The organism is Mangrovibacterium lignilyticum, from assembly GCF_010882175.1.
GTDB classification, from domain to species: Bacteria; Bacteroidota; Bacteroidia; order Bacteroidales; family Prolixibacteraceae; genus Mangrovibacterium; species Mangrovibacterium lignilyticum.
The window spans coordinates 458,330-481,672 of sequence record NZ_WKLH01000002.1 but is presented as its reverse complement, the minus strand read 5'-3'; the positions used below and the strand labels follow the sequence as shown (position 1 = coordinate 481,672).

General features: G+C 45.6%; 19 protein-coding genes. 13 read left to right on the top strand and 6 right to left on the bottom strand.

Translation table 11 applies throughout. The features are described 5' to 3' along the window. Positions 1-58 precede the first annotated feature (58 nt). The 9 genes from GJV22_RS09385 to GJV22_RS09345 all read left to right on the top strand — a co-directional run bounded on the left by GJV22_RS09385 (position 59) and on the right by GJV22_RS09345 (position 11,909). Positions 59-1,411 carry an MFS transporter gene (locus GJV22_RS09385; RefSeq protein ID WP_163712125.1) on the top strand — a complete coding sequence of 451 codons (1,353 nt, stop codon included), beginning with the start codon at positions 59-61 and terminating at the stop codon, positions 1,409-1,411. A gap of 163 nt (positions 1,412-1,574) precedes the next feature. Then, on the top strand, positions 1,575-2,951 hold the full coding sequence (gene hemN, locus GJV22_RS09380) for an oxygen-independent coproporphyrinogen III oxidase (RefSeq protein ID WP_205461808.1): 1,377 nt from the start codon (positions 1,575-1,577) through the stop codon (positions 2,949-2,951). Next, positions 2,951-4,294, top strand: coding sequence for a protoporphyrinogen oxidase (gene hemG, locus GJV22_RS09375; protein WP_163712121.1), 1,344 nt, complete (start codon positions 2,951-2,953; stop codon positions 4,292-4,294). Before hemN ends, hemG begins: the two co-directional genes overlap by 1 nt. A 14-nt stretch (positions 4,295-4,308) precedes the next feature. Beyond that, positions 4,309-5,211 carry an oxygen-dependent coproporphyrinogen oxidase gene (gene hemF / locus GJV22_RS09370; RefSeq protein WP_163712118.1) on the top strand — a complete coding sequence of 301 codons (903 nt, stop codon included), beginning with the start codon at positions 4,309-4,311 and terminating at the stop codon, positions 5,209-5,211. A 704-nt stretch (positions 5,212-5,915) separates the two neighbouring features. Continuing rightward, positions 5,916-6,800: an ABC transporter ATP-binding protein gene (locus GJV22_RS09365; RefSeq protein ID WP_163712115.1), complete on the top strand. Its 885-nt coding sequence runs from the start codon at positions 5,916-5,918 to the stop codon at positions 6,798-6,800. Beyond that, positions 6,778-7,614, top strand: coding sequence for an ABC transporter permease (locus GJV22_RS09360; protein ID WP_163712112.1), 837 nt, complete (start codon positions 6,778-6,780; stop codon positions 7,612-7,614). The genes GJV22_RS09365 and GJV22_RS09360 overlap by 23 nt, the downstream gene beginning before the upstream one ends. Beyond that, the gene (locus GJV22_RS09355; protein WP_163712109.1) at positions 7,611-8,237 is read left to right on the top strand and encodes a hypothetical protein; all 627 of its coding nucleotides are present in this window, start codon (positions 7,611-7,613) and stop codon (positions 8,235-8,237) included. Before GJV22_RS09360 ends, GJV22_RS09355 begins: the two co-directional genes overlap by 4 nt. A gap of 276 nt (positions 8,238-8,513) precedes the next feature. Continuing rightward, positions 8,514-10,088: an arylsulfatase gene (locus GJV22_RS09350; protein WP_163712106.1), complete on the top strand. Its 1,575-nt coding sequence runs from the start codon at positions 8,514-8,516 to the stop codon at positions 10,086-10,088. 252 nt (positions 10,089-10,340) lie between these two features. Next, positions 10,341-11,909 (top strand): arylsulfatase, encoded by a 1,569-nt coding sequence (locus tag GJV22_RS09345; protein ID WP_163712103.1) that lies wholly within the window; start codon positions 10,341-10,343, stop codon positions 11,907-11,909. Positions 11,910-12,130: 221 nt separating this feature from the next. Here GJV22_RS09345 and GJV22_RS09340 read toward each other — a convergent pair whose 3' ends face one another. Further along, on the bottom strand, positions 12,131-12,853 hold the full coding sequence (locus GJV22_RS09340) for a DUF6261 family protein (RefSeq protein WP_163712100.1): 723 nt from the start codon (positions 12,851-12,853) through the stop codon (positions 12,131-12,133). 798 nt (positions 12,854-13,651) lie between these two features. Between GJV22_RS09340 and GJV22_RS09335 the strand changes: the two genes are divergently transcribed. The 4 genes from GJV22_RS09335 to GJV22_RS09320 all read left to right on the top strand — a co-directional run bounded on the left by GJV22_RS09335 (position 13,652) and on the right by GJV22_RS09320 (position 18,573). Next, on the top strand, positions 13,652-14,026 hold the full coding sequence (locus tag GJV22_RS09335; RefSeq protein WP_163712097.1) for a hypothetical protein: 375 nt from the start codon (positions 13,652-13,654) through the stop codon (positions 14,024-14,026). A 139-nt stretch (positions 14,027-14,165) separates the two neighbouring features. After that, positions 14,166-14,825: a hypothetical protein gene (locus GJV22_RS09330; RefSeq protein ID WP_163712094.1), complete on the top strand. Its 660-nt coding sequence runs from the start codon at positions 14,166-14,168 to the stop codon at positions 14,823-14,825. A 13-nt stretch (positions 14,826-14,838) separates the two neighbouring features. After that, a complete protein-coding gene (locus GJV22_RS09325) occupies positions 14,839-15,384 on the top strand; it encodes a GNAT family N-acetyltransferase (RefSeq protein ID WP_163712092.1) in 546 nt (181 codons plus the stop codon). Positions 15,385-15,693: 309 nt separating this feature from the next. Further along, complete coding sequence (locus tag GJV22_RS09320) at positions 15,694-18,573, top strand: TonB-dependent receptor (protein ID WP_163712090.1); 2,880 nt, start codon at positions 15,694-15,696, stop codon at positions 18,571-18,573. A 117-nt stretch (positions 18,574-18,690) separates the two neighbouring features. Here the strand turns inward: GJV22_RS09320 and ggt are convergent, their stop codons facing one another. The 5 genes from ggt to GJV22_RS09295 form a co-directional block, all read right to left on the bottom strand. Then, the gene (gene ggt, locus GJV22_RS09315) at positions 18,691-20,388 is read right to left on the bottom strand and encodes a gamma-glutamyltransferase (protein ID WP_163712086.1); all 1,698 of its coding nucleotides are present in this window, start codon (positions 20,386-20,388) and stop codon (positions 18,691-18,693) included. A gap of 160 nt (positions 20,389-20,548) precedes the next feature. After that, positions 20,549-21,121: an electron transport complex subunit RsxA gene (gene rsxA, locus GJV22_RS09310; protein WP_163712083.1), complete on the bottom strand. Its 573-nt coding sequence runs from the start codon at positions 21,119-21,121 to the stop codon at positions 20,549-20,551. An 11-nt stretch (positions 21,122-21,132) separates the two neighbouring features. Then, positions 21,133-21,708, bottom strand: coding sequence for an electron transport complex subunit RsxE (gene rsxE, locus GJV22_RS09305; RefSeq protein WP_238480307.1), 576 nt, complete (start codon positions 21,706-21,708; stop codon positions 21,133-21,135). A gap of 5 nt (positions 21,709-21,713) precedes the next feature. Next, positions 21,714-22,358 (bottom strand): RnfABCDGE type electron transport complex subunit G, encoded by a 645-nt coding sequence (locus GJV22_RS09300; protein ID WP_163712076.1) that lies wholly within the window; start codon positions 22,356-22,358, stop codon positions 21,714-21,716. Then, complete coding sequence (locus tag GJV22_RS09295; RefSeq protein WP_163712073.1) at positions 22,358-23,341, bottom strand: RnfABCDGE type electron transport complex subunit D; 984 nt, start codon at positions 23,339-23,341, stop codon at positions 22,358-22,360. Before GJV22_RS09295 ends, GJV22_RS09300 begins: the two co-directional genes overlap by 1 nt. Positions 23,342-23,343: the final 2 nt, after the last annotated feature.

Genomic DNA, 23,343 nt, shown 5'->3' with positions numbered 1-23,343 from the left:
TTGCTCGTTACTTCTTTTTTGGTAACTATGAATTTCTTTCACGCTAGCAAAAGTAAGTATGTTTACACTCCGAAAAGAAGCAGCTGGAACTGTTCAACTTCCTACATTATCTGAAAATGCTTTTGTAAGGTATTTTTCTTTTGCCGCTTTGTATTTTGCACAGGGTATACCGCAAGGACTCTTGTTGTATGCATTGCCTGCGTGGATGGCGATGAACGGCAAAACACCGGTTGAGATAGGCAGCTATTTGGGCATAGTAACCTTGCCTTGGAGCTTCAAGGTGGTTGTTGCCCCCTTGATGGACAGGTTTACCTATTTGCCAATGGGACGTCGAAAACCCTGGATTTTGTTCGGTCAGGCTGGATTAGTAGCCAATCTGATTTTTCTGGCATTTGTAAAGGAGCCGCTGGATCATTTGTCAGTTTTAATGTTTATTGGATTTATGACCAGCCTTGCAGGAATTTTTCAGGATATCTCGATTGATAGCCTGGCGGTTGATATTTTGCCGGCTGATCAGCAAGCGCGCGCGAATGGACTAATGTGGGGATCAAAAATCGTCAGTGTATCGGCTACTGTCGCTGTTACAAGCTGGATGATTGCGCATTTGGGATTCTTAATTTGTATGCTCATTTTAGGATCCGTTGTTATGGTGATGATGATAATTCCGTTGTTGTTGAAAGAACGGCCGGGCGAAAAGCTGTTTCCCTGGTCGGCAGGGCAAACCTCCCACGAAGCGCTGAAAATTCAGCTTCATAGTTGGCGATCATTATTTAAAAGTTTACTAAGCGTTTTCATTTTGCCTGTCAGTCTTGTAATGGGAATAGCTGCTTTTAGTCAGTGTGTTGGGCGTGGTTTGATTGATGCGATTCTACCGGTGTTTACCGTTCAGCAGTTGGGATGGACAGATACCTATTACTCAAACGTTTTTGCGACAACAACACTCGTTGCGGGTATTCTGGGCATGTTTGTTGCCGGAGCCATGATCGATATTTTTGGGAAAATCCGGATGATGGTGCTTTATGCTTTACTGCTCATTGCGCTGCTGCTGATAATGTCATTCTTTACCCAATATTGGACCAACAAGATCTTCGTTATTGGATTTTTTGTGGCTTTTGCGACGCTCGATGCATTTATGGTTATTGCCATTTTTGCGATAGCCATGCAGCTATGCTGGAAAAGGGTAGCGGCAACGCAATTTACACTCTACATGGCAATCTCAAATCTTGGACTCGCTGCAGGAGCCTGGCTGATGGGGATCATGAAAACACATTTTACCTGGCAGTATGTATTTATGATTTACCTGGTGTTTATGGCGGTGGTTCTAATCTCCTTGCGCTTTATTCATTTCGAAAAACACCAAAAAGGTGTTGAGGAACTGGAACGGAGATACCAGGAAAGTTCCGGAAACTAAACTTTCAGCATGATTCATCTCAACTTTTATCTTCAATAAGTCTTTCCCTGTTTCTTTTATTTTTCCTATTTTTAAGGCCATTCCAAAGAAACTGATTTGCCCCAATTCACACGGTCCGAAGAGAAGTTTTGAGGGATGTAAGCCTAATAAATTTGACAAAATTATGAAGATACCTGTCGACTTGATTGAGAAATATAATGTTCCGGTACCCCGGTACACCAGCTATCCACCAGCCAATTTTTTTGAAGACTCGTTTGGCACTGCGGATTATTTAAAAGCAGTGAAGCAGTCGAATGGGGAGAAACCGGAAAATATATCCATCTACATTCATGTTCCGTTTTGCACCCAGCTTTGCCTGTACTGTGGCTGTAATACGCACATTACGCGCGATCAGGAATTGATGCGTAGCTATGTTGACGCTCTTAAAAAAGAGATTCATATGATCCGCCCTTTACTGGATAAAAGTCGCAAAGTTTCGCAAATCCATTGGGGCGGAGGAACGCCAAATGCACTGCCATCTTCCCAGATCGGTGAAATAATGAGCATTTTGACTTCGGAATTTGAGTTTATTGAAAAGCCGGAGATTGCCATTGAATGTAACCCCGCATCGCTGGATGAAAAATATATTGCCGACTTAGCTTCGTTTGGGTTCAACCGGATAAGCATGGGGGTGCAGGATTTTCGCGAAGACGTGCTGAATGCAGTTCATCGTGAGGTACCCAGACTGCCAATTGAAGAGCTGGTTCGAATGATCAAGTCTCACAAAGGCATGTCGGTGAATTTGGACTTTATTTACGGTCTGCCTTTTCAAACCGGCGAATCGTTTGCCAAAACCATTGCCCATGCGATAGAGATTTCGCCGGATCGTTTGGTGACCTTCTCGTACGCGCATGTGCCATGGGTGAAAAAAGCCCAGCAGAAATTGGAAGAATTTGGTTTGCCATCGGCCGATGAGAAAGTCAAAATGTTTGAAACCTCTTGGGCGCAAATGAAGGCTGCGGGTTATGTCCCGATCGGACTCGATCATTATGCCCGGCCGGAAGATGACATGAGCAAGGCTTTGCAATCCCGTACGTTGCATCGGAATTTTCAGGGCTATTGTACGCGTGAAACAACCGGACAAGTCTATGCTTTCGGGGTGACCGGAATCAGCCAGCTGGAGAATGTTTATGCACAAAATGCCCGCACAGTAAAAGAATATTTAGAACACATTGATAAAGGTGAAATATTGGTTGTTAAAGGCTATTCGCTTACGCCGACTGAGAAGATCATTCGCCAGATCATCAACGAAATCATGTGTAACCAATATTTGTCGTGGACAAAAATAGGAGAGCGCTTTAACCAAAATCCGGAAGAAATTAAAGCATTGCTCAACTTCACCAGTGACAAACTCGACCCTTTTGTAGCTGACAATCTGCTGGAATACAATAACGACGAGATCATCATCTATGATTTGGGACGTTTCGTGCTGCGTAATATCGCGGCAATTTTTGATATCCATGTTGGCGATCCGAGCCGTAAATTTTCAAAATCAGTCTGATGAGTCAAAAAGTAGCTGTTATAGGAGCTGGACTCACGGGCCTGACCACCGCTTATTACCTTCGAAAACAAGGTGTTGATGTGACCATTTTTGAGAAAGCTGATCGGGCCGGAGGGGTCATTCAAACCTACCACCAAGATGGCTTTATTTATGAGAATGGTCCTAGTACCGGCGTTTTGGGAACTCCAGAAGCTGCTGAGTTAATCGAAGAGCTGAGTGATCTGTGTCAATTGGAAATTGCCGATGAAGACGCCAAATACCGTTGGATCTGGAAAGATGAGCGGTGGGTGGCCTTGCCATCCGGATTACTGGGAGGTATTACAACTCCGCTATTTACTTTTGGCGATAAATTGCGCTTATTGGGTGAGCCTTTTCGCAAACGGGGAACAAACCCAAACGAGTCGCTGGCCGGCATCGTACGCCGCCGGATGGGGAAGAGCTTCCTGCAATATGCGGTCGACCCGTTTATTTTGGGTATTTATTCCGGCGATCCCGAAAAGTTGGTAACCAAATATGCTTTGCCCAAGCTTTATAATTTGGAGCAGGACTATGGTAGTTTTATCCGCGGAGGAATTAAAAAAGCGAAAGAGCCGAAAACCGAGCGCGATAAAAAAGCGACCCGCGAAGTATTCTCCATGCAAGGAGGACTTTCTAATTTAATCGATGCCATGGTGCAAAAAATTGGCGTTGATCGCTTGATTCTTAAAGCTGAAAACATACAGATAAAGCAGGCTGAATCGGGCTATTTGCTTTCATACAATAAAGAAACAGACCTGCCTTTCGACCGGGTAATTTCGACTGTTGGTGCCTATGCGTTGCCTGATATTTTCCCGTTTTTGCCGGCAAATCAGTTGGCTGCGATTACCCAGTTACCTTATGCCAAAGTGGTGCAGGTATCGATCGGTTTTCGTAAATGGGAAGGAATCGAACTCAAAGCATTTGGTGGACTGGTTCCCTTTTGTGAACAGCGAAAAGTGCTGGGAGCCCTGTTTTTGTCGTCTTTTTTGAAAGGAAGAGCGCCGGAAGGAGGTGCCTTAATTTCGACTTTTTTGGGCGGTGTTCGTCGGCCTAATATGGTTGACTTGACCGATGAGCTGCTGAAGGAAATCGTTCAATTGGAACTTCAGGATATGCTGGGCTTAACAAAGTGGGAGCCGGATTTGTTAGTGATTAACAGGTACCAACATGCCATACCGCAGTATGGAATTGAGTCTGAGAAAAAATTAGCGGCAGTGACACAATTAGAAGAACAGTTTCCCGGTTTAACAATCGGTGGTAATTTGCGCGACGGTATTGGAATGGCCGACCGGATAAAACAGGGAAAATTGCTTGCCGGCTTATAACTTTCAAAACAAGAATGAGTACGAGACAACATAAAGTAGCGACGGATTATCGTACGCTGCAACAAACGATTTGCCAACGACTGGAACAAGCTGATGGCGGTGCTATTTTTACAACCGACCATTGGACAAAGGACATTGGTGAAGGATACACCATGGTGTTTCAGGAAGGAAACGCGATTGAAAAAGCAGCGGTGAATTTCTCGGCCGTCAGTGGACCGGTAAGCGAGCGCATACGACAAGCACTGAAGATTGACGATGGGCAGGAGTACTTTGCCAGCGGCATTTCGTCGATCATTCATCCACGTAACCCACATGCACCCATTACCCACATGAATGTGCGCTATTTTCAGCTTAGTTCGGGCATTTCCTGGTTTGGTGGCGGTATCGATCTGACTCCGCACTACGTCGATAAAAAAGAAGCCGGTTGGTTTCACCGCGAGTTAAAGACTGTTTGTGACCGTTTTAATGCCGATTATTATCCGAACTTTAAGAAATGGGCCGACGATTACTTTTATTTAAATCATCGAGCTGAAACACGTGGTGTAGGTGGTATCTTTTTTGACCATCAGCAAGCTGGTGACGATTTGGCATTTGAGCAGTTATTTGCGTTCACCAAGGATCTGGCACAGGCTTATCCGCGGATTTACATCGAACTGTTGAACGCGAATCGGAACAAAGCTTTTTCGGAAGCAGAAAAAAAATGGCAATACTTGAGAAGAGGGCGCTATGTGGAATTTAACCTCTTATATGATCGCGGGACAAAATTTGGATTGGAGTCGAATGGCCGTACGGAGTCGATTTTCCTGAGCATGCCGCCAATGGCTTCATGGGCGTATGACTACCAACCAGAGCCTGGTTCACGCGAAGAAGAGACTTCGAACTTACTAAAGAAAGATATCGGTTGGATCTCGTTTTAGCTCTCTGGGCTGGAACCATCGATCTGCAATCAACCGTAGCCTCTGTCCAAAAGGACAGGGGCTTTTTGTAGCCGCAAGATTGCGTATTGAATAAAAAAACAGGGAATCAAACAAAAAGTAACGATTCGGTGTAGGTAGATTGCAAATATTATCGTAACTAGTATATGCAATTGCGATAATTCAATGTTTATTCAGCACAAACAAAACATTTCACAAACCCTTATCTGGTACAAAAAGGTAGTGACTTTTTTACGAGCAGGGCGGACGCTCCACTTCTTTTCTATTGCATCGATCTGCTTGATTTACTTGTTCCAGCAGCGACTTGTTCATAGTGAAAACTGGTTGTTTTCATTTTATTGGCTGCCTTTCCTGTTCTTTTCTTCATTGCTTGTAACAACACAGCTCGATGCCTATAGCAGGTATCAGAATTACAAACAAATTAAGGATTTGCTGCATCAATATGGTTTTCGTGAGATCATCATTTGTCCCTTATCGAAATCAAATTGTCAGCGGGATGCAGTTCGGGAGGCTGCGCATCAGCTGGATTATAAAGATCCGACCCTGCGGTATTTCCGGAAATTGTGTTACCGCTGGTATCACATTGTTCCAACTGTCATTGTTGAAAATCCGGCGTTGCTGTTAACGAAAGGTTATTGGACTTCGACCTTTTTTGTCCAACATTATAAAAGCAAATATTTTCTGTGGTGAATCAAATTGAAGCAAGTCATATTAACCTGCATTACGGCAAGCAAAAAATTCTGAATAACGTTGATGTTAGCATCAGGGCGGGCACTATTACGGCTATTGTCGGGCCAAACGGTGCAGGGAAGAGTTCAACGTTTCGTATTCTTGCGGGGCTCGTTCACCCCGATAGCGGGCAGGTTTCATGCAACGGCGTAAACTTAAATCATTTCAGCGAGTTGCGAAATTACTGCAGTTACCTGCTTGAATCGCCAGATTTTTACGCCTATCTAAGCGGAATTCGTAACCTGAAACTATTGTTGCGACTGTCTGGAAGCAGCGCTGATGCGACCAGGTTGTTGCGATTGGTCGGTCTGGAAAAAGATGCGACCAAAAAAGTACAACACTATTCGCGCGGCATGAAGCAGCGTTTGGGACTGGCACAGGCGTTGGCTGATGACAAGCCATTCCTGGTATTGGACGAGCCGTTCAATGGACTTGATCCTGAAGTGAAAGTGCAAATGCTGCAATTACTTTTTGACCTGAAACAACAAGGAAAGGGGATTTTGGTGTCGACTCATCTGCTGGAAGATATTGAAGCTATTGCCGATGATTTTGTATTGCTAAACAGGGGCCGCGTGTATTTAACCGGCTCGATGCAGCATGAGCGGGAGAATCGCCAGATGGTTCGTTTTTGGTTTTCAGACGAAGCCGATTTGCCGGAGAACGAATTTCCGGGACTTCAGTTTAAAGGAAATTGTTGGCAAATGCAGGCCAGCATTAACGAGTCGGAACAGCTATTGCAAAAGATGGTTGCAAAGGGATTGGTTCCTTACCGGGTGGAACGGTCGAGCTTGTTGTACGATAAATATATGGAGATAGCGCATGATAGCTTTAATTCAATTTGAACTGAAAAAACTGTTGCTGAAGCCCCGAACCTGGCTCAGTTTGTGCCTGCTGGTACTGCTGGTCGCCCTTATCTTTTGGGGAATGAAAGCCCAGGGACAGGAGGCTGTAGCTTACTTGCTACAGGCTCTGCAGGCTAATTTTGTCATTGAGGGAAGCATTTTGAATGCCTACTTGGTTGTCTATCTGATCCTGAATACGCTTTGGATTCATGTGCCGGTGCTTGTCGTGATTGTGACCGGCGATTTATTCAGCTCCGAGCTTGAGAATGGCACCATTCGCCTGTTGATGACCCGCCCCGTGAAGCGTTACCAATTGGTTTTGGCCAAGCAATTAACTGCTGTTGCATTTGTTGTTTTGTTTCTGATGGTTTGGATGCTGGTGACCATCGCACCTGGTTTTCGCCTGTTTGGCGGTGGCGACCTGGTGGTACTCTTTAATGGGTTACAGATTATCGAAGAGCAGACCTTGCCCTTGCGCTTTCTGGGTGCCTTTGCTTTTGCGCTGCTCGGAATGAGCGCACTGGCTGTCTTTTCAGTTACTGTTAGCTTCTTTACGCGCCGTTCGCTGGTTACCATTCTGATCACTCTGGGGGTTATCGTCGTCAGCACGCTGCTGCAAACCCTGGCACCGACTATTTTCCCGGGTTGGGATAATTTTCTGATCACTTACCACTTAGCCCAATGGCAATTATTTTTTTATTCCCAACCCGATTATGGCGAAATTCTGTGGTCGGTGGGATGTTTGTCAGGCTTTATTGCCTTGGCTGTTGTTGTCTCTGTAATTCGCTTTCAGCGCTTAAAAATTACCGAATGATGAAGAGAATCTTACTGCTATGTTCAGTCTTATTCGTTTTTTCGAATGCTGTTTCAGCTCAGCCCGATGTACTTGCGCAGTTGAAAGAACGCTATGATATTCCGACTGGGTTTAATGCGATCATTACTTTAACGATTGATGTTCCGGGGATCGAAGCCCCTCAGAAAAAGGTTGAAATTGAAGCGCAAAACGACGGGAAAATCAAGGTGAAAGGCGAAGGGCTTATTTTGTTGCCGAAAAAAGGTTTGATGAAGCAGTTTACTGAGTTGCTGAACCAGGCTGTTCATTGGATTGAAACCGGAGAGAATGAGGCCTACCAGACCTTTAAACTGGTTTCGCTCGACCCGAAAAGCGATTGGGTAACAGCCGATATTAAGCTGCTGAAGGCGGAACCCCGAATCGATGAAATGGTGCTGACGACCAAGGATGCCGGCCTGTTTACGATGGTTCACCATTACTCGCAAGGAAACTATCCGGATCAAACAATTGTGTCGTTCGAGACAACCCGGTTTTCGGTTCCGCTAAAATTCCTAGGCAAATCCGATGGCAGCAAACTCAAAGATACCAATGGCCTGATCAAAGGTCAGATCCAAATTGATTTCGACCAGTTGGAGATTTTTTAGGCCACAAGTAGCCAACGCAGATTGTTAGCAACCTTTTTAAGACTACAAAAAGTTGCTTGTGCTACAAAAAAATAAATAAAGGATAATAAAACAGGTCATAGATGATATGTTAACTCAGCAAAAGGTGATAACTTGAATGAACTTGCGATTGGCATCCGATCTTGTTGCGAAAAGGCACGTTTAATTAGCTGTCGTTTTTAGTGGGTGAAGGATTGATAGTAGACTGGATGGAGAAGTAAGTATGACTCTTAATCTTGAATATTAATTATAGAATCTATGAAACAACTCAAGTTATTTTCAGTTAGTACAGTTATGTGTTTGTTGGCATTCTCCTTTGGAACGTTTGCGCAAGACAAACCCAATATTCTGGTCATCATGGTTGATGACGTTGCCCCAAATGCATTAAGTTGTTACAGTTTGGGCTTGCAGTACCCAACACCCAATATCGACCGCATTGCGAAAGAAGGCGTGCTGTTTACTGACCACTATTCGCAGCCCAGTTGTACCGCCGGGCGCGCTGCTTTCATTACCGGACAAAAGCCGGTTCGCACGGGCTTAACCACGGTTGGACAACCCGGAAACCCACTGGGGCTGAAAAAGGAAGACCCAACCTTGGCCGAATTGCTAAAGCCGATGGGCTACATGACCGGACAGTTTGGTAAAAACCACCTGGGAGACAGGAACGAACACTTACCAACAGTTCATGGCTTCGACGAATTCTACGGAAACCTCTATCACCTGAACGTTTCGGAAGAAGAAGAGCAAGCTGACTATCCCAAAAGCAAAGAGTTCTACGACCAATATGGTCCTCGTGGGATCATTGAGTCGTATGCGGCTGACAAGTACGATTCAACAGAAGATCCGCGCTTTGGCGTTATCGGTAAGCAAAAGGTGAAAGATCTTGGTCCGCTGACTTCGGAAATGATGAAAAGTTTAGACGATACCCTGGTTGCCAAAACCGAAGACTTTATGAAACGGGCACACGATGCCGGCAAACCTTTCTTTATCTGGCATGCTACCAGCCGCATGCACGTGTATACCCACTTGAAAGAAGAATCGCGCAATCTCGCTACACCAATCAGTACCGATATGGACCTTTTTGGTTCGGGTTTGATGGAGCATGACGGGCAGGTTGGTGAAATTCTCGACTACCTGGATGAGCTCGGAATAGCCGATAACACCATCGTGATTTACACCACCGATAACGGCCCAGAGCAAAGTACTTTCCCCGATGCCGGTGTGACCATGTTCCGCGGCGAAAAGATGACAACCTACGAAGGCGGTTTAAGGGCACCATTTCTGGTGCGTTGGCCGGATGAAATTCCTGCCGGTTTAATCCGCAACGGCATTTCAGCTCATGAAGATGTCGTTCCAACAGTGATGGCGGCCGTGGGTGACCCGAATATAACTGACGAACTGAAAGAAGGAAAGAAAATCGGCGATATGACCTACAAAGTGCATATCGATGGGTTCAACAACCTGGATTATTGGGAAGGAAAAACCGATAAGTCAGCCCGTAATTACTTCTTCTACTATTACGAATCCAGTTTGACAGCCATGCGCGTAGGCCCCTGGAAAATGCATTTCGCGACCAAAGAACGATACTTCGACGATATGGTGACACACACGATGCCCCAGCTGTTTAACCTGCGGAAAGACCCCTTTGAAAAGTATGACGATATCTACGGTTTCGAACTGATTATGCATAAATCGTGGGTGATGCAGCCGGCCATTGGTTTACTGCAAAAGCATCTTGAAAGCTTCAAGGAATTCCCGCCGCGTCAGGCTGCTGCTTCACTCGATGTTAATAAAGCCATTGATGCCATCCTGAAATCGGATACAAGACAATAAAATATTTTCGTTACAAAAACAGAAAGGCATCCGAAGGGGTGCCTTTTTTTGTCAAAAAACATAAAAAACATCGGATAGATGATATGTTAACTCAACAAAAGGTGATAACTTGAATGGACTTGCGATTGGCAACTGATCTTGTTGTTGAAGGGGATGTTTAATTAGCTGTCGTTTTAGTGAGTGAAGGATTGATAATAGACTGGATGGAGAAGAAAGTAGGATTCTTAATCTTGAATATTAATTATATAATCTATGAAACAACTCAAGTTTTTTTCAGTTAGTACAGTTGTTTGTTTGTTGGCGTTCTCCTTTGGAACGTTTGCGCAAAACAAACCCAACATCCTGGTCATTATGGGTGACGATGTTGGTTTTTGGAACCTCAGTTATAACAATAAGGGAATGATGGGGTATAAGACGCCCAACATCGACCGGATTGCCAACGAAGGAATGCAGTTCACCGATTACTATGCCGAGCAGTCGTGTACGGCAGGGAGGGCTGCTTTCATTACCGGCCAGATGCCGGTTCGAACCGGGATGACTAAAGTTGGACTACCGGGATCTACGCTCGGAATTCAGCCCGAAGACCCTACCTTAGCCGAAATGTTAAAGCCACTGGGGTATGCTACCGGTCAGTTTGGTAAAAACCACCTGGGCGACCTCGATGAGTTTCTACCCACCGAACATGGTTTCGACGAATTTTATGGAAACTTGTATCACCTGAATGCGGAAGAAGCGCCCGAAAATCCGGATTATCCTAAAAATCCAAACTTCAGAAAACAATTTGGTCCGCGTGGAGTAATTCATTCCTATGCCGATGGTAAAGTGGAAGATACCGGCCCGCTGACTAAAGAAAGAATGGAAACCGTTGATCAGGAGTTTTTGAATGCAGCTGTTGATTTTATGGAAAAACAGGTGGATGATGATAAGCCATTCTTTTGCTGGTTCAACACATCGCGTATGCATTACGTGACTCACCCGCCGGAAGAGTATGCCGGTAAATCAGGGTTAAATTTCTATGCCGACGGAATGATGCAACACGACGACCAGATCGGGCAAATTCTCGACAAACTCGATGAAATGGGCATTGCCGAAAATACGATCGTTATTTATACGACTGATAACGGCCCGCACTTTAACATGTGGCCCGACGGTGGCATTACACCTTTCCGAGGCGAGAAAAACACCAACTGGGAAGGCGGTTACCGGGTTCCTTGTTTGGTACGCTGGCCTGCTAAAATCGAAGCCGGTAGCGTTACCAACGAAATCGTGGCAGGAAACGATTGGGTGCCGACATTGATGGCCGCTGTGGGCGATCCGAAGATCAAAGAAGAGTTGCTAAACGGCTATAAAGGTGTCGACAGAACCTACAAGGTTCATTTAGATGGCTATAACCTGTTGCCTTTCCTGACGGGTGAGAAGCAGGTCACCAAAGATGAGTACGGCCAGTCGAACTGGCCACGTCACGAATTCTTTTACTGGAGCGATGACGGCGATTTGGTAGCTATGCGTTACGACCGTTGGAAAGTGGTATTCATGGAACAGCAATCGTCAAAAATGGGGGTATGGATGTATCCTTTCATTAAACTTCGTATTCCATTGCTTTTCGATCTGCGTATGGATCCGTTTGAACGTGCTCAGCACAATGCCAACGATTACTATACCTGGATGGAAGAACGAGACCAGTTTATTGCCGTTGGTGCACAGGCCTATGCCGCAAAAATGATCGCGACCTTTGCCGACTTCCCGCCGCGACAGAAACCAGCTTCCTTTAACCTGGATGAAATTATGTCCGGCTTCTCAGAAGCCGGCGCAGGTAAATAGAAAAGGCTGACACAGCATATTCAGAAAGGCATCCGAAAGGGTGCCTTTTTTTGTTCTGTTGCTTCGCTGACCGAACGGACAAGGACACAAAAAGTGGGTGGAGTCCTGGGCAAAGCTCCAACGAATTGGTACCTTACGGCACATAAAAAGCGCCGACCCGAAGGCCGACGCTCAACTAACCTAACATTTATGGGAAAAATAAACGTGAGTTTCGCAGGCTGTTAAACCAACTCGGTTGGTTCGGGTTGTTGGATTTTACGCTTTTTCACCACTTCGTTATTGGTGGCAATAATTTCGACAACAACCGTGGCAAACGCGGTGTACGTGTCGGGGGCAGTCACCACCAAACCGTTCAAAACCGTAATCAGTTTATCGTTGATTAGTTTCACCACGTCGCGTTTAATGTGTGTCGCATTGGACTTCAGCCCTTCAGCAGCGCATTCTTCCTGGTACGCCAGACGGGCCGCTTTAAAGGCATCCTGTGCTGTTTGTAAATCAGCAATCAATGCCGCACTTCCGGTTAGTACCGCAATGGCAGCGGCGAGCTCAGGCGAGGCTAAATCCAGCAACAACGAATCCAGTTTCGAACTTTCCATGTCGTAATTTTCCTCGGTAACAGCAAGTCCGTAATGGTTGAGCACCGCCAGTATTTGGGTGGCTGCACTCCGGGTTGCCGCCGTTGAGCTCAGGCTTAAACCATACACAAAATAATACAGGGAATGGTGGGCGCTGTCGCGTTTGGCATCCATTACTTCCAGGTCCGATTCGGCTTTCATCCGCTCTATCGCGACCGTTAATTTCTGGTTGCCCGAGTCGATTTCCACGAAGAGCGGACCAAGAGTCAGGTCACCTTCCAGTTTCTGATGATATTCATCACTAATTCGTCCGGTTACCGCGTTTACCTCCGTGTTCCGGCTGTTTATTACTAATTTGGGAATCCTCATGTTGATTGGTTTTTTGGGATTAATAAATCGGGATATTGTTTTTAACTTATTATTGGTCAGTTGAATTTCTAAGCAAGTTACTGCAAGTGAGCGATATAAATCAAGCCCTTTTTTATGTCCTCGAACATGTATTTGACATAGTTGAAGTTATTTTTCGGAGATGGCGTTCATTCCTCTCCGATTGATGGTAAAGAATGGTCGTTATCAACTAATAATTGCCTGCCCGACGCATTGGTGGAGGCATTATCAAACGATAATTGGTTCCCCTGAGGCTGGGGAGGTAATTATCAACTAATAATTGCTTGCCCGACGTATTGGTGGAGGCATTATCAAACGATAATTGGTTCCCCGGAGGCTGGGGAGGTAATTATCAACTAATAATTGCTTGCCCGACGTATTGGTGGAGGCATTATCAAACGATAATTGGTTCCCCGGAGGCTGGGGAGGTAATTATCAACTAATAATTGCCTGCCCGACGCATTGGTGGAGGCATTATCAAACGATAATTGGTTCCCCGGAGGCTGGGGAGGTAATTATCAACTAATAATTGCCTGCCCGACGCGTTGGTGGCGAAATTATCAAACGATAATGCCCCGACCATGCCAACTACGCATGAACAACTATTTATTGCTCTGGCCCTGCCAGCCAGTTGGCCGAGCGAACATTCGTTGAACGGTTGATGCAAAATTAGCCTCATTGGTAACAATTTCTTTTCGTTGTATGATCTGTTTAGTCGGATGAAAAATGTTAAATTAAAGAACGAAAATCGACACGATCAAAAACCAAAAGCAACCCAACATGAAAACCACTTACCTGATTATTTTCTTTGTCGTTGGAAGCATCGGCCTGGCTTCCGGAATTTATGTGAAATATTTTAAAAACTACCAGTTCGATATCCGGATAGGCCAGGCAGACGATGCCGGACTGTCGATCCCGGGACACCTTCGACTGGGCGAGCAGATCGACTTTTTAGCCAAGCTTGATCGGACATTCAGTTCGTTGGGCATTGAACGCGTTGCGGGTGACAGGCTGCCGGAAGCCTTAACGAAGCTGAAAACAATCAATGCGGTAGCGATCACCATCATGGTTCTGTCGGCGATTCTGATGGTGTGGATGGCCCGGCAGTGTTACCGCAGATCGTGCAGCCCCAAGTTGAAATCGATTCGCTTTTAGCTGTTTTTGCCGAATGGAACGGCTCCTGCGTTTCGGACAGCAAAAAATGGAGCAGGCGATAAATTATTTTCAGCAAGTATAACCAAAAGCTTTTTTAACGAGTAAAACAAACCTACAACAAGTTAAACAGTCGTCCTTCATGTCAATACCAAAACTAATCGCATTCGTCGTCGTGTGCTGCGTTCAGTCGCTGGCCGGTTTTGCAACGGTGAACGGCCCGCAAATTATCGACTTCATTGGTTTTGACCCGCAAACAAATTCGATCCTTTTTACCCGCACCGACTGGTCGGACTGCGACTGCCCAACCGAATTATACACGTATCACATCGATACAGACCTGCTTGAAGTTAATTCGGACTGGAGCCCCCGCGATGAGTATACCCGCGACAAAAATCAAATATTGCAGTCGAAGGGATTGACTTATTTAGCGGAATTGACCAGTGCCGAACTGCCCGAATTTGTCCTGTTTAGTTGGGAACCGGAGATCAGCTATTACAGCAAAATTAAGGAAGGCATGGTCGTTAGTTCGCCCTTTAAGATTTCAATTTTCAAGCAGGATTATCAATATTACCAGTGTTCGGAAGAGAGCGGCGAGCCGAATATTATTCATCTCAGCATTGATTCAGATTCGGGATTGGTGTTCGTTAATTTTCAGGGAGACTGTTATGAGGGGAATTGGAAAGACTCGCTGATTTATTATTCGAAAAAAGCGGGGAAGACGTTTAGCAAAAAACTATCGCCCGATAAACTTCCGCCCATCGGGTCGTATCAAATAGGAAACCGGGAAGCTCCGAAATAAAAGGCGCAAACAGATGGATTTAGAAACCAAACGACTAAAACTAACTGCAATTTGCTGGGACGATGCCGAGGATATTCATCGGCTGCACTCGCTTCCGGAGGTCGATAAATACAATACGCTTGGCATCCCTCAGTCGCTCGAAGAAACCAAAGCCAATATGTGGCCACGAATTTCGGACCGGACATCGGTCAACAGAACCATGTACCATTGGAAGATTACCCGGAAAGACACCGATGAATTTATTGGTGAGGCGGGAATGACCCTGTCGGCCAATAAATTCAAACTTGGAGAAATCTTTTACAACCTGCTTCCGGCGCAATGGGGCCGGGGATATGCCACCGAAGTTGCCAGGAGGTTAATTAAAGCAGGCTTCGACGATTTTAAACTGCATAAGGTGGAAGCCGGAGTTGCCACTGAAAACGCTGCATCAATCCGGGTGCTTGAGAAATCGGGTATGATCAGGGAGGGATTGCGACGGAAGATTTTGCCGATTCGGGGGGAGTGGAAAGACAATTATCATTATGCCATTGTGGAAGACGATCCCCGGGCTGAGGAATGAAAAGCACCTTAATTCTATCGTATGGCATCCGTTGAGATGCTTTTTTTGATCAAATTAGTTCTGTTTCCAACTATTTTAGTTCTGTTTTAGCCTGACTATCCTTTCGTTTGGCCTGTTTCGAGCGGTTTACTATGAGCGTTCTTTAGTTGTCTTATTGCTTGCTATGTTGCCGTTGAGCGGTCAAAAAGATTTCGAATGGCGTTAAATGTTAAGATTTAGATATCAATATATGTTCGATGGAAACAAAAAGTATTAAAGAATGTTAAGAAACGTGATATTTGATTAATTAAATCAGGAAAAATAAATATTATGAGAATTAGAATTCAGGTTTTACTAGCATTTTTATTTCTCTCAGGTTGTTTGTACGCGCAGTCGTACGAAGTAAGTGGGGTTGTAAAAGATAATGGACAGCAGCCCTTGCCGGGAGCTTCTGTAATCATCAAAGGAACTTTCAACGGCGCATCGACTGATCTCGATGGAAAATTTAGCATGGAAGTTAAACAAGGCGATGTTTTGGTTGTCAGCTTTGTTGGATTTGATGCTAAAGAAGTACTTATGGACGGCAAGACGTCGATAACAGTTATCTTGGAACCGGGAATTGAAATTGCAGAAGTCGCTGTTGTGGGAACAAGAAACCCGAACAGGACGGCAGTGGACACACCCGTTCCGGTTGATGTGATTGATGTCAGCGAACTTACTTCAGCAGGACCACAGGTCAATCTGAACCAGATACTGAATTATGTCGCTCCTTCATTTTCTTCGAATACACAAACTATTTCGGATGGTACCGATCATATTGACCCGGCATCGTTGCGGGGCTTGGGACCCGACCAGGTATTGGTACTGATAAATGGGAAACGCCGTCATACTTCGTCGTTGGTAAACGTGAATGGTACGTTTGGCCGGGGTAGTGTAGGGACCGATTTAAATGCCATTCCGGCAGCCAGCATCAAACGGATCGAAGTAATGCGCGACGGAGCTGCTGCGCAATACGGTTCCGATGCGATTGCAGGGGTTATCAATATTGTCTTAAATACGAGCACCGATCAGTTGGATTTTAAAGTAACAACGGGTGCTAACGTCAGCAAAAACGCCAACGATCAAACAGGTGGTGTTGACGGCGAAACCGTGAATGTAAGTGCTAATTATGGCCTGGCTTTAGGCGATAAAGGTGGTTTCATCAACTTCACCGGTGATTTTGATTACCGGGAAGACTATAGCCGGATGAAGGAATGGGAAGGTTCTGTTTTCAACCTGTATAACACGGTGGAACGTTTCGCAAACAACGATGGTTATGATTTGTCTTCGTTGTTGGACGACGATGTTACGGATGTTCTTCAGTATGCCAACGAAGCAGGAATAAACCTCAATGGTGCTACTTCAAAATCGGAACTTCAAGGGATCTTATCAGCTGATAATACCGATGCGGAACTGGCTGCACGCGGATTTACCAGAAGCGATTTCAATATGCGTGTCGGACAATCGGCTTTGCGCGGCGGACGCTTCTTTGCTAACTTCAGACTCCCTTTGGATGATAAAGGAACAGAACTGTATTCCTTTGCGGGCGTTAGCTCCAGAAATGGTAATTCAGCCGGTTTCTACCGTCTGCCTAATCAAAGCAGAACATACACACCGGCCTATATTAATGGATTTTTACCGGAAATCAATTCAGAAATTTCAGATAAGTCCGTTTCAATGGGGATCAAAGGAAAGGTTTCCGAGTGGAATGTTGATTTCAGTAATACCTACGGAAAGAACGCGTTCATGTATATTATCGGAAATACCTTCAATGCATCGATGCAGAAATCATCTCCAACGACTTTTGATGCCGGGGGATTCGCCTTTATGCAGAATACAGTAAACCTGGATGTGGACCGTTTTTATGATGATATTCTATCGGGCTTAAACATTGCTTTCGGAGCAGAATACCGGTTGGAAAACTATGAGATTATGGCTGGCGAACAAGCTTCGTATGCACAATATACCAGCGAAGGTCAGGTCATTACGTTAGCCTCTCAATCGCCATCGGTCGATTTCTTCGGTTCAGCCAGACCGGGCGGATCACAGGTATTCCCGGGATTTAGCCCAAATAACGAATTGTCGAGAAACCGGAACAGTATCGCCGGTTATTTCGATATAGAAGCCGACTTGACAGAAGCCGTATTGGTAAGCTTTGCGACTCGTTTTGAAGACTATTCCGACTTCGGTTCAACCATTAACTTCAAGTTGGCGACCTTAGTTAAAGCCGGCGAAAATTTGAATCTCAGGGCTGCTTTCAATACAGGTTTCCGCGCACCGTCGCTTCACCAGTTGTATTTCAATTCAACTTCGACAATTTTCGACCAGAATGGTAACCCGCAGGAAGTTGGTACCTTCTCGAATGATAGCCGCGCCGCTAAATTGTTGGGAATTCCGAAACTGAAAGAGGAAACTTCACGCAGTGTGAGCGCCGGTTTTACAGCTAAAGTACCAACAGCCAATTTAACGGTTACGGTCGATGGTTATTTTATAGCGATTGACGACCGCGTTGTATACACCGGTCAATTTCAAGGACCGGGAACAGGTACCGAGTTAGACAATCTGTTGGCTCAGGCTAATGCAACCGCTGCATCTTTCTTTGCCAATGCGATTGATACGGAATCGAAAGGTCTGGATATTGTGCTGACTCAGAAAACCAAGATTGGTCAGAGTTCGCTATTGAAATCAGACCTTTCCGCAACCCTCTCCAAAACCAATCAGGTTGGCGATATCAAATCATCGAAAGTATTAAGAGATGCCGGATTGGTAAATACTTATTTCCCTGAAGATAGCCGGGTGTATTTGGAAGAAGCGGTGCCACGCACAAAAGTGAATTTGTCCAACTCGTTAACCACATCGAAGTTTAATGTATTTCTTCGGAATGTTTATTTCGGAAAGGTTACCGAAGCGACGACTAATATTGATCGTCAACAGGTATTCACGGGCAAGGTTGTTACAGACTTGTCGGTTGGTTATAATGTGGCCAGTGGCGTAACTGTGACTGTTGGAGCAAACAACATATTCGACATTTATCCGGACAGAGCCAAGCAGGAATTGGCTGACGGCGGAAATAACAGAAGTGACGGCCGTTTCGACTGGTCGAGAAGAGCTCAGCAATTTGGAATTGGCGGAAGATTTCTTTTCGCTCGCTTGAGCTTCCTGTTGAAATAGCAGATAGAAAGCAATCTGAGACAGATATAGAAAGGGGGCACATGGTGCACCCTTTCGTCATTTAAAACCCGCTGAATATTTTCGGTATCTTCAATTATCTTGTCGTCTAAACACCACTTAGAAGCCGGCAGCTTTATCGTCGCCACGCGGGTCGGCACCACCTTCGAGTGTGCCGTCGGGTAATACCAGCACCGCATCAACCTTGCCGATAATGGGAGAGTTGCTTAGATCGATCAGGTAGCCCAATTCACGCAAGGGAGCAAACACCAGGCTGTCGAAACCCGGTTCGAAGCGAATATCATCCGGTAGCCACTGGTGATGGAAGCGAGGCATCGAGACCGATTCCTGCATGCTCATATCGTACTCCAGCACATTCAATATATTTTGCGCAACCGAGGTAATAATGGTTGATCCTCCGGGTGATCCCACCACCATTTTTAGCTGGCCATCCTGTTCAACGATTGTCGGTGTCATCGAGCTCAGCATGCGCTTTTGAGGCGCAATGGCGTTGGCTTCGGCGCCGATTAAACCAAACATATTCGGTGTTCCCGGTTTCGAGCTGAAATCGTCCATCTCGTTGTTCAGGAAGAATCCGGCACCTGCCACATACACTTTCGATCCGTAGGCGCCGTTCAGAGTTGTCGTTACAGAAACGGCATTCCCCTGTGAATCGACAATGGAGTAGTGGGTTGTTTCGTTGCTTTCGTAGCCTTTTAGTTCACCGTGCGAGACATCGCTTGACAGGGTCGCTTTGTCCCAGGAGAAATCAGCCATTCGCCGGTTCAGGTAGGCTTGATCCGTCAGGCTGTCTGTTGGGATATCGACAAAGTCGGGGTCACCCAAAAAATGTGCTCGATCAGCATAGGCCCGGCGTTCGGCTTCGGTGAGCAGTTGGATGTATTGAACGGAGTTCTGCTTATATTGCCCGATGTGAAAGGGCTCAATACTCTTTAGAATTTGCGCCAGGCAAATTCCTCCGCTTGAAGGTGGCGGCATTGCTATAATTTTGTTGTCTTTATAGGTGAAGGTGATTGGTGTACGCCACTTCGCTTCGTAAGCCGCCAAATCTTCCATGGTCAGAATACCGCCCAATTGTTGCACATAGTCGACGATTAGCTGAGCCGTTTGACCTTTATAGAATTCATCCTTGCCATTGTTGCGGATACGGGTTAGCGTTCCGGCCAGCTCCTGATACCGGATGGTGTCTCCGGCTGTCCATTCCTTGTCGAGCAGAATGGTTCTGCCGTTGGCTGTGTTGAAATGCTGTTTGTAATGGTTTAGTCGATTGGCTTGTTTTTCGCTGACCACAACGCCTTTTGTCGCCAGGTCGATGGCTGGTTGAATCAAGTCTTCCATCGGAAAGGAACCCAGTTTTTCATGAACCGCGAATAACCCGGCAATGGTTCCGGGAACTCCGATTGCCATCGCACCGAGTGTGCTGTTGCCCGGGATTACTTCGCCCTTGTCGTCCAGGTACATGTCGTGCGTGGCTGCCAGCGGTGCTTTTTCGCGGTAATCGATTGCTCCGCAGTCGCCATTGTTCAGGCGATAAACCATAAAGCCGCCACCACCTATGTTGCCGGCAAAAGGGAAGGCAACGAGCAACGCCAGGTCGGTTGCCACCATGGCATCGAAAGCATTGCCACCTTCTTTCAGAATAGCCAGTCCGATTTCGGAAGCTTCTTCGCGGGCCGAAACGACCATCGCTGATTGAGCAACCAGACCGGATTTCCGATTAATTCCAGCTTTCTTTGGAGCCGGGGTACATTGAAGCAAAACTGCAGCAAGCAGCAGGAGGGCGATTATTCTTTTCATAGAAACAAGTATCGGTTGTAGCTATAAATGTATTCAACTTTTCAGAAGTACGGTTAAATACCGGCTTATTTCTATGTAAAGGATAGCATTCCGGAAATACGATAAATGAATAAAGGCAACCCGAGGGCTGCCTTTCTAACGATATGTTTGCATGTAATTTTTAAACCAAACCACTGAATCCCATGAAAGCCATGGCCAGAATACCGGCAACGATCAGTGCAATCGGTGTTCCTTTCAAACCTTTGGGAATTTCGATTAGTTCGAGGTGTTCGCGCAGTCCGGCAAACAGAACCAGTGCCAGACCAAAGCCAAGTGCGTTGGCAATCGCAAACACAACACTTTCCATCAGGTTGAAATCCTTTTGAATGGTCAGAATGGCAACCCCCAAAATCGCGCAGTTAGTGGTAATCAGCGGAAGGAAAACACCCAACGCCTGGTACAGCGAAGGACTTACTTTTTTAAGGATAATTTCAACCAACTGAACCAGCGAAGCGATAACCAGAATAAAGGAGATCGTTTGCAGGTAACCAATGTTGAAAGGATCCAAAATGTTTTTCTGAATCAGGTAGGTAACGATGGTCGCCAAAACCAACACAAAGGTGACGGCACCGGTCATTCCCACGGCGGTGGAAATACGTTTCGATACACCAAGGAACGGACATATTCCGAGGAATTGAGAGAGTACAATATTGTGTACAAATACGGCTGATATAATGATTAATATATATTCCATGTTCGTATCTCCTATACTTTTCTAATTCGGTTAATTAAAGCAATCAGATAACCTAAGGCGATGAATGCACCTGGTGCCAATACAAAAAGGAGCATCCCATAATCTTCAGGGAAAATTTTGATGCCAAACATCATACCGCTTCCCAGGAATTCGCGAATGGTTCCCAGCATGGTCAATGCCAGTGAGAAACCGAGTCCCATGCTTGCTCCGTCAACTGCAGATGACAGCACATCGTTTTTAGAAGCGAATGCCTCGGCACGTCCCAAAACAATACAGTTCACTACAATCAAAGGGATGAACAAGCCTAAGCTCTTAAACAGGGCAGGGAGGTAGGCTTGCATGAGCAGCTCAACCACGGTTACAAAAGCGGCGATGATAACGATGAAACTTGGGATTCGCACTTTTTCAGGAATGATATTTTTAACCATTGAAACCACAATGTTGGCCATCACCAGAACGAAGGTTGTTGCTAATCCCATCCCCAAACCATTGATGGCCGATGACGTTACTCCAAGGGTAGGACACATCCCCAACAGCAAAACAAAAATGGGGTTTTCCTTAAAAAATCCTTTTGTGAAATTATTCATTTGATTCATGATTCACCTCCTTCTGATTCTGGTTCTGATGAAACCGCCGGCTCTTCTTCGGCAGCCGGTAAATTGTTTTTATAAGTGTCGTAGGCGCGACGTACAGCTTCCAGAAACGCGCGAGAAGTAATTGTCGAAGCAGTAATCGCATCTACCTGACCACCGTCTTTACTAACGTGCATGTCGGTTGTTTCCGGGTTTTTGCCGATGATATTTTGTTTGGGCTTTGTTTCGTTGCTGAACCAAGCTTGAGCCTTCGATCCTAATCCCGGAGTTTCTTTGTGTTCCAATACCTGGTAGCCGCTGATTTCACCGTCGGGCTTAAAGCCAACCATGAGCTCAATTAATCCGCTAAAACCATTTTTGCTATAAGTTTTAACAGCGACACCAACCAGATTTTTCGAAGCGTCGTAAGCAGGGAAGAAGGTCAGACTGTCTCCGCCTTCTGTCGGAGCTGCTTTCCAGCTTTCACCTAAACTATCGAATTCCGGAAGAATTGATTTAATCGCTTCGTTTTGAGCTTTTAGTTTCGATGCCTCAATGGCATCTTTAGTCAGACTGTGTACAAAACCCAGTACTGTTGCCGATATTAGGGTGACCGCAAACAGGGTCAAAACCATATTCTGAAAACTTGATTTTATAGTAGCCATTAGTTTTTCCCTCCAAAGCGTTTAGGTTTCAGGTACACGTTAATCAGCGGCGTGAAACCGTTCATAATTAAAATGGCAAAGGAAATACCTTCAGGATAAGCTCCGAAATTACGAATAAGCACGGTGATCACTCCAATACCCAACGCATAAACAAACTGTCCTTTGTGGGTCATTGGGGAAGTTACCATATCGGTTGCCATGTATATCGCTCCAAGCATGGCTCCACCGGTTAACAGGTGAAATACCGGCTCGATAAATTTATAGGGATTCAGCAGGAACAAACCTCCCTGGAACATGAAAATGGTTCCCAGTACGAAAACCGGAATGTGCCAGGTAATTACTTGCTTCCATAGCATATAGGCAAACCCCAATATTAAGAGGGCTGCTGAAATTTCACCCATTGAACCGGCGATATTACCATACAGCAGATCAATGCTTGACGGCAGTTTGTGCATCAGATCGGCAATTGGCTGTCCCGCTTTTACACCTTCTTTTAAAATAGCCAGCGGTGTAGCTGTAGTCACAGCATCGGTTTGCGCATGGATGCCAACCGGCCAGCTGGTCATTTGAACAGGGAAAGATATCAGCAGGAACACACGTCCCACCAAAGCAGGATTGAAAGGATTGTTTCCCAATCCGCCGAACGATAGTTTGCCGACTCCAACAGCAACAAGCGCCCCAATGATGATGATCCAGCTGGGAATTGACGCAGGTACGTTAAAAGCTAATAAAATACCGGTTAAGGCAGCCGAACCGTCTGTAATTTTCGGTTCCTCTTTCATCATGAAACGTTGGATCAGGTATTCAAATCCCATACATGCCACGACAGCCAGCAAGGTGACACGGACAGCATCAAGGCCGAACATGAATACCGACCAGACTAAAGCCGGAACAAGGGCCAGAATAACCCGGTACATGATCTTATTCACCGACTCGCTTGTATGAACGTGTGGTGAAGGTGATATGGTAAGCAGTTTACTCATTT

Excerpts from the sequence above, each read along its gene's own strand:
- GJV22_RS09385 (WP_163712125.1), top strand. The coding sequence starts at position 59 with ATGTTTACACTCCGAAAAGAAGCAGCTGGAACTGTTCAACTTCCTACA.
- hemN (WP_205461808.1), top strand. The coding sequence starts at position 1,575 with ATGAAGATACCTGTCGACTTGATTGAGAAATATAATGTTCCGGTACCC.
- hemG (WP_163712121.1), top strand. The coding sequence starts at position 2,951 with ATGAGTCAAAAAGTAGCTGTTATAGGAGCTGGACTCACGGGCCTGACC.
- hemF (WP_163712118.1), top strand. The coding sequence starts at position 4,309 with ATGAGTACGAGACAACATAAAGTAGCGACGGATTATCGTACGCTGCAA.
- GJV22_RS09360 (WP_163712112.1), top strand. The coding sequence starts at position 6,778 with ATGATAGCTTTAATTCAATTTGAACTGAAAAAACTGTTGCTGAAGCCC.
- GJV22_RS09355 (WP_163712109.1), top strand. The coding sequence starts at position 7,611 with ATGATGAAGAGAATCTTACTGCTATGTTCAGTCTTATTCGTTTTTTCG.
- GJV22_RS09350 (WP_163712106.1), top strand. The coding sequence starts at position 8,514 with ATGAAACAACTCAAGTTATTTTCAGTTAGTACAGTTATGTGTTTGTTG.
- GJV22_RS09345 (WP_163712103.1), top strand. The coding sequence starts at position 10,341 with ATGAAACAACTCAAGTTTTTTTCAGTTAGTACAGTTGTTTGTTTGTTG.
- GJV22_RS09340 (WP_163712100.1), bottom strand. The coding sequence starts at position 12,853 with ATGAGGATTCCCAAATTAGTAATAAACAGCCGGAACACGGAGGTAAAC.
- GJV22_RS09335 (WP_163712097.1), top strand. The coding sequence starts at position 13,652 with ATGAAAACCACTTACCTGATTATTTTCTTTGTCGTTGGAAGCATCGGC.
- GJV22_RS09330 (WP_163712094.1), top strand. The coding sequence starts at position 14,166 with ATGTCAATACCAAAACTAATCGCATTCGTCGTCGTGTGCTGCGTTCAG.
- GJV22_RS09325 (WP_163712092.1), top strand. The coding sequence starts at position 14,839 with ATGGATTTAGAAACCAAACGACTAAAACTAACTGCAATTTGCTGGGAC.
- GJV22_RS09320 (WP_163712090.1), top strand. The coding sequence starts at position 15,694 with ATGAGAATTAGAATTCAGGTTTTACTAGCATTTTTATTTCTCTCAGGT.
- ggt (WP_163712086.1), bottom strand. The coding sequence starts at position 20,388 with ATGAAAAGAATAATCGCCCTCCTGCTGCTTGCTGCAGTTTTGCTTCAA.
- rsxA (WP_163712083.1), bottom strand. The coding sequence starts at position 21,121 with ATGGAATATATATTAATCATTATATCAGCCGTATTTGTACACAATATT.
- rsxE (WP_238480307.1), bottom strand. The coding sequence starts at position 21,708 with ATGAATAATTTCACAAAAGGATTTTTTAAGGAAAACCCCATTTTTGTT.
- GJV22_RS09300 (WP_163712076.1), bottom strand. The coding sequence starts at position 22,358 with ATGGCTACTATAAAATCAAGTTTTCAGAATATGGTTTTGACCCTGTTT.
- GJV22_RS09295 (WP_163712073.1), bottom strand. The coding sequence starts at position 23,341 with ATGAGTAAACTGCTTACCATATCACCTTCACCACACGTTCATACAAGC.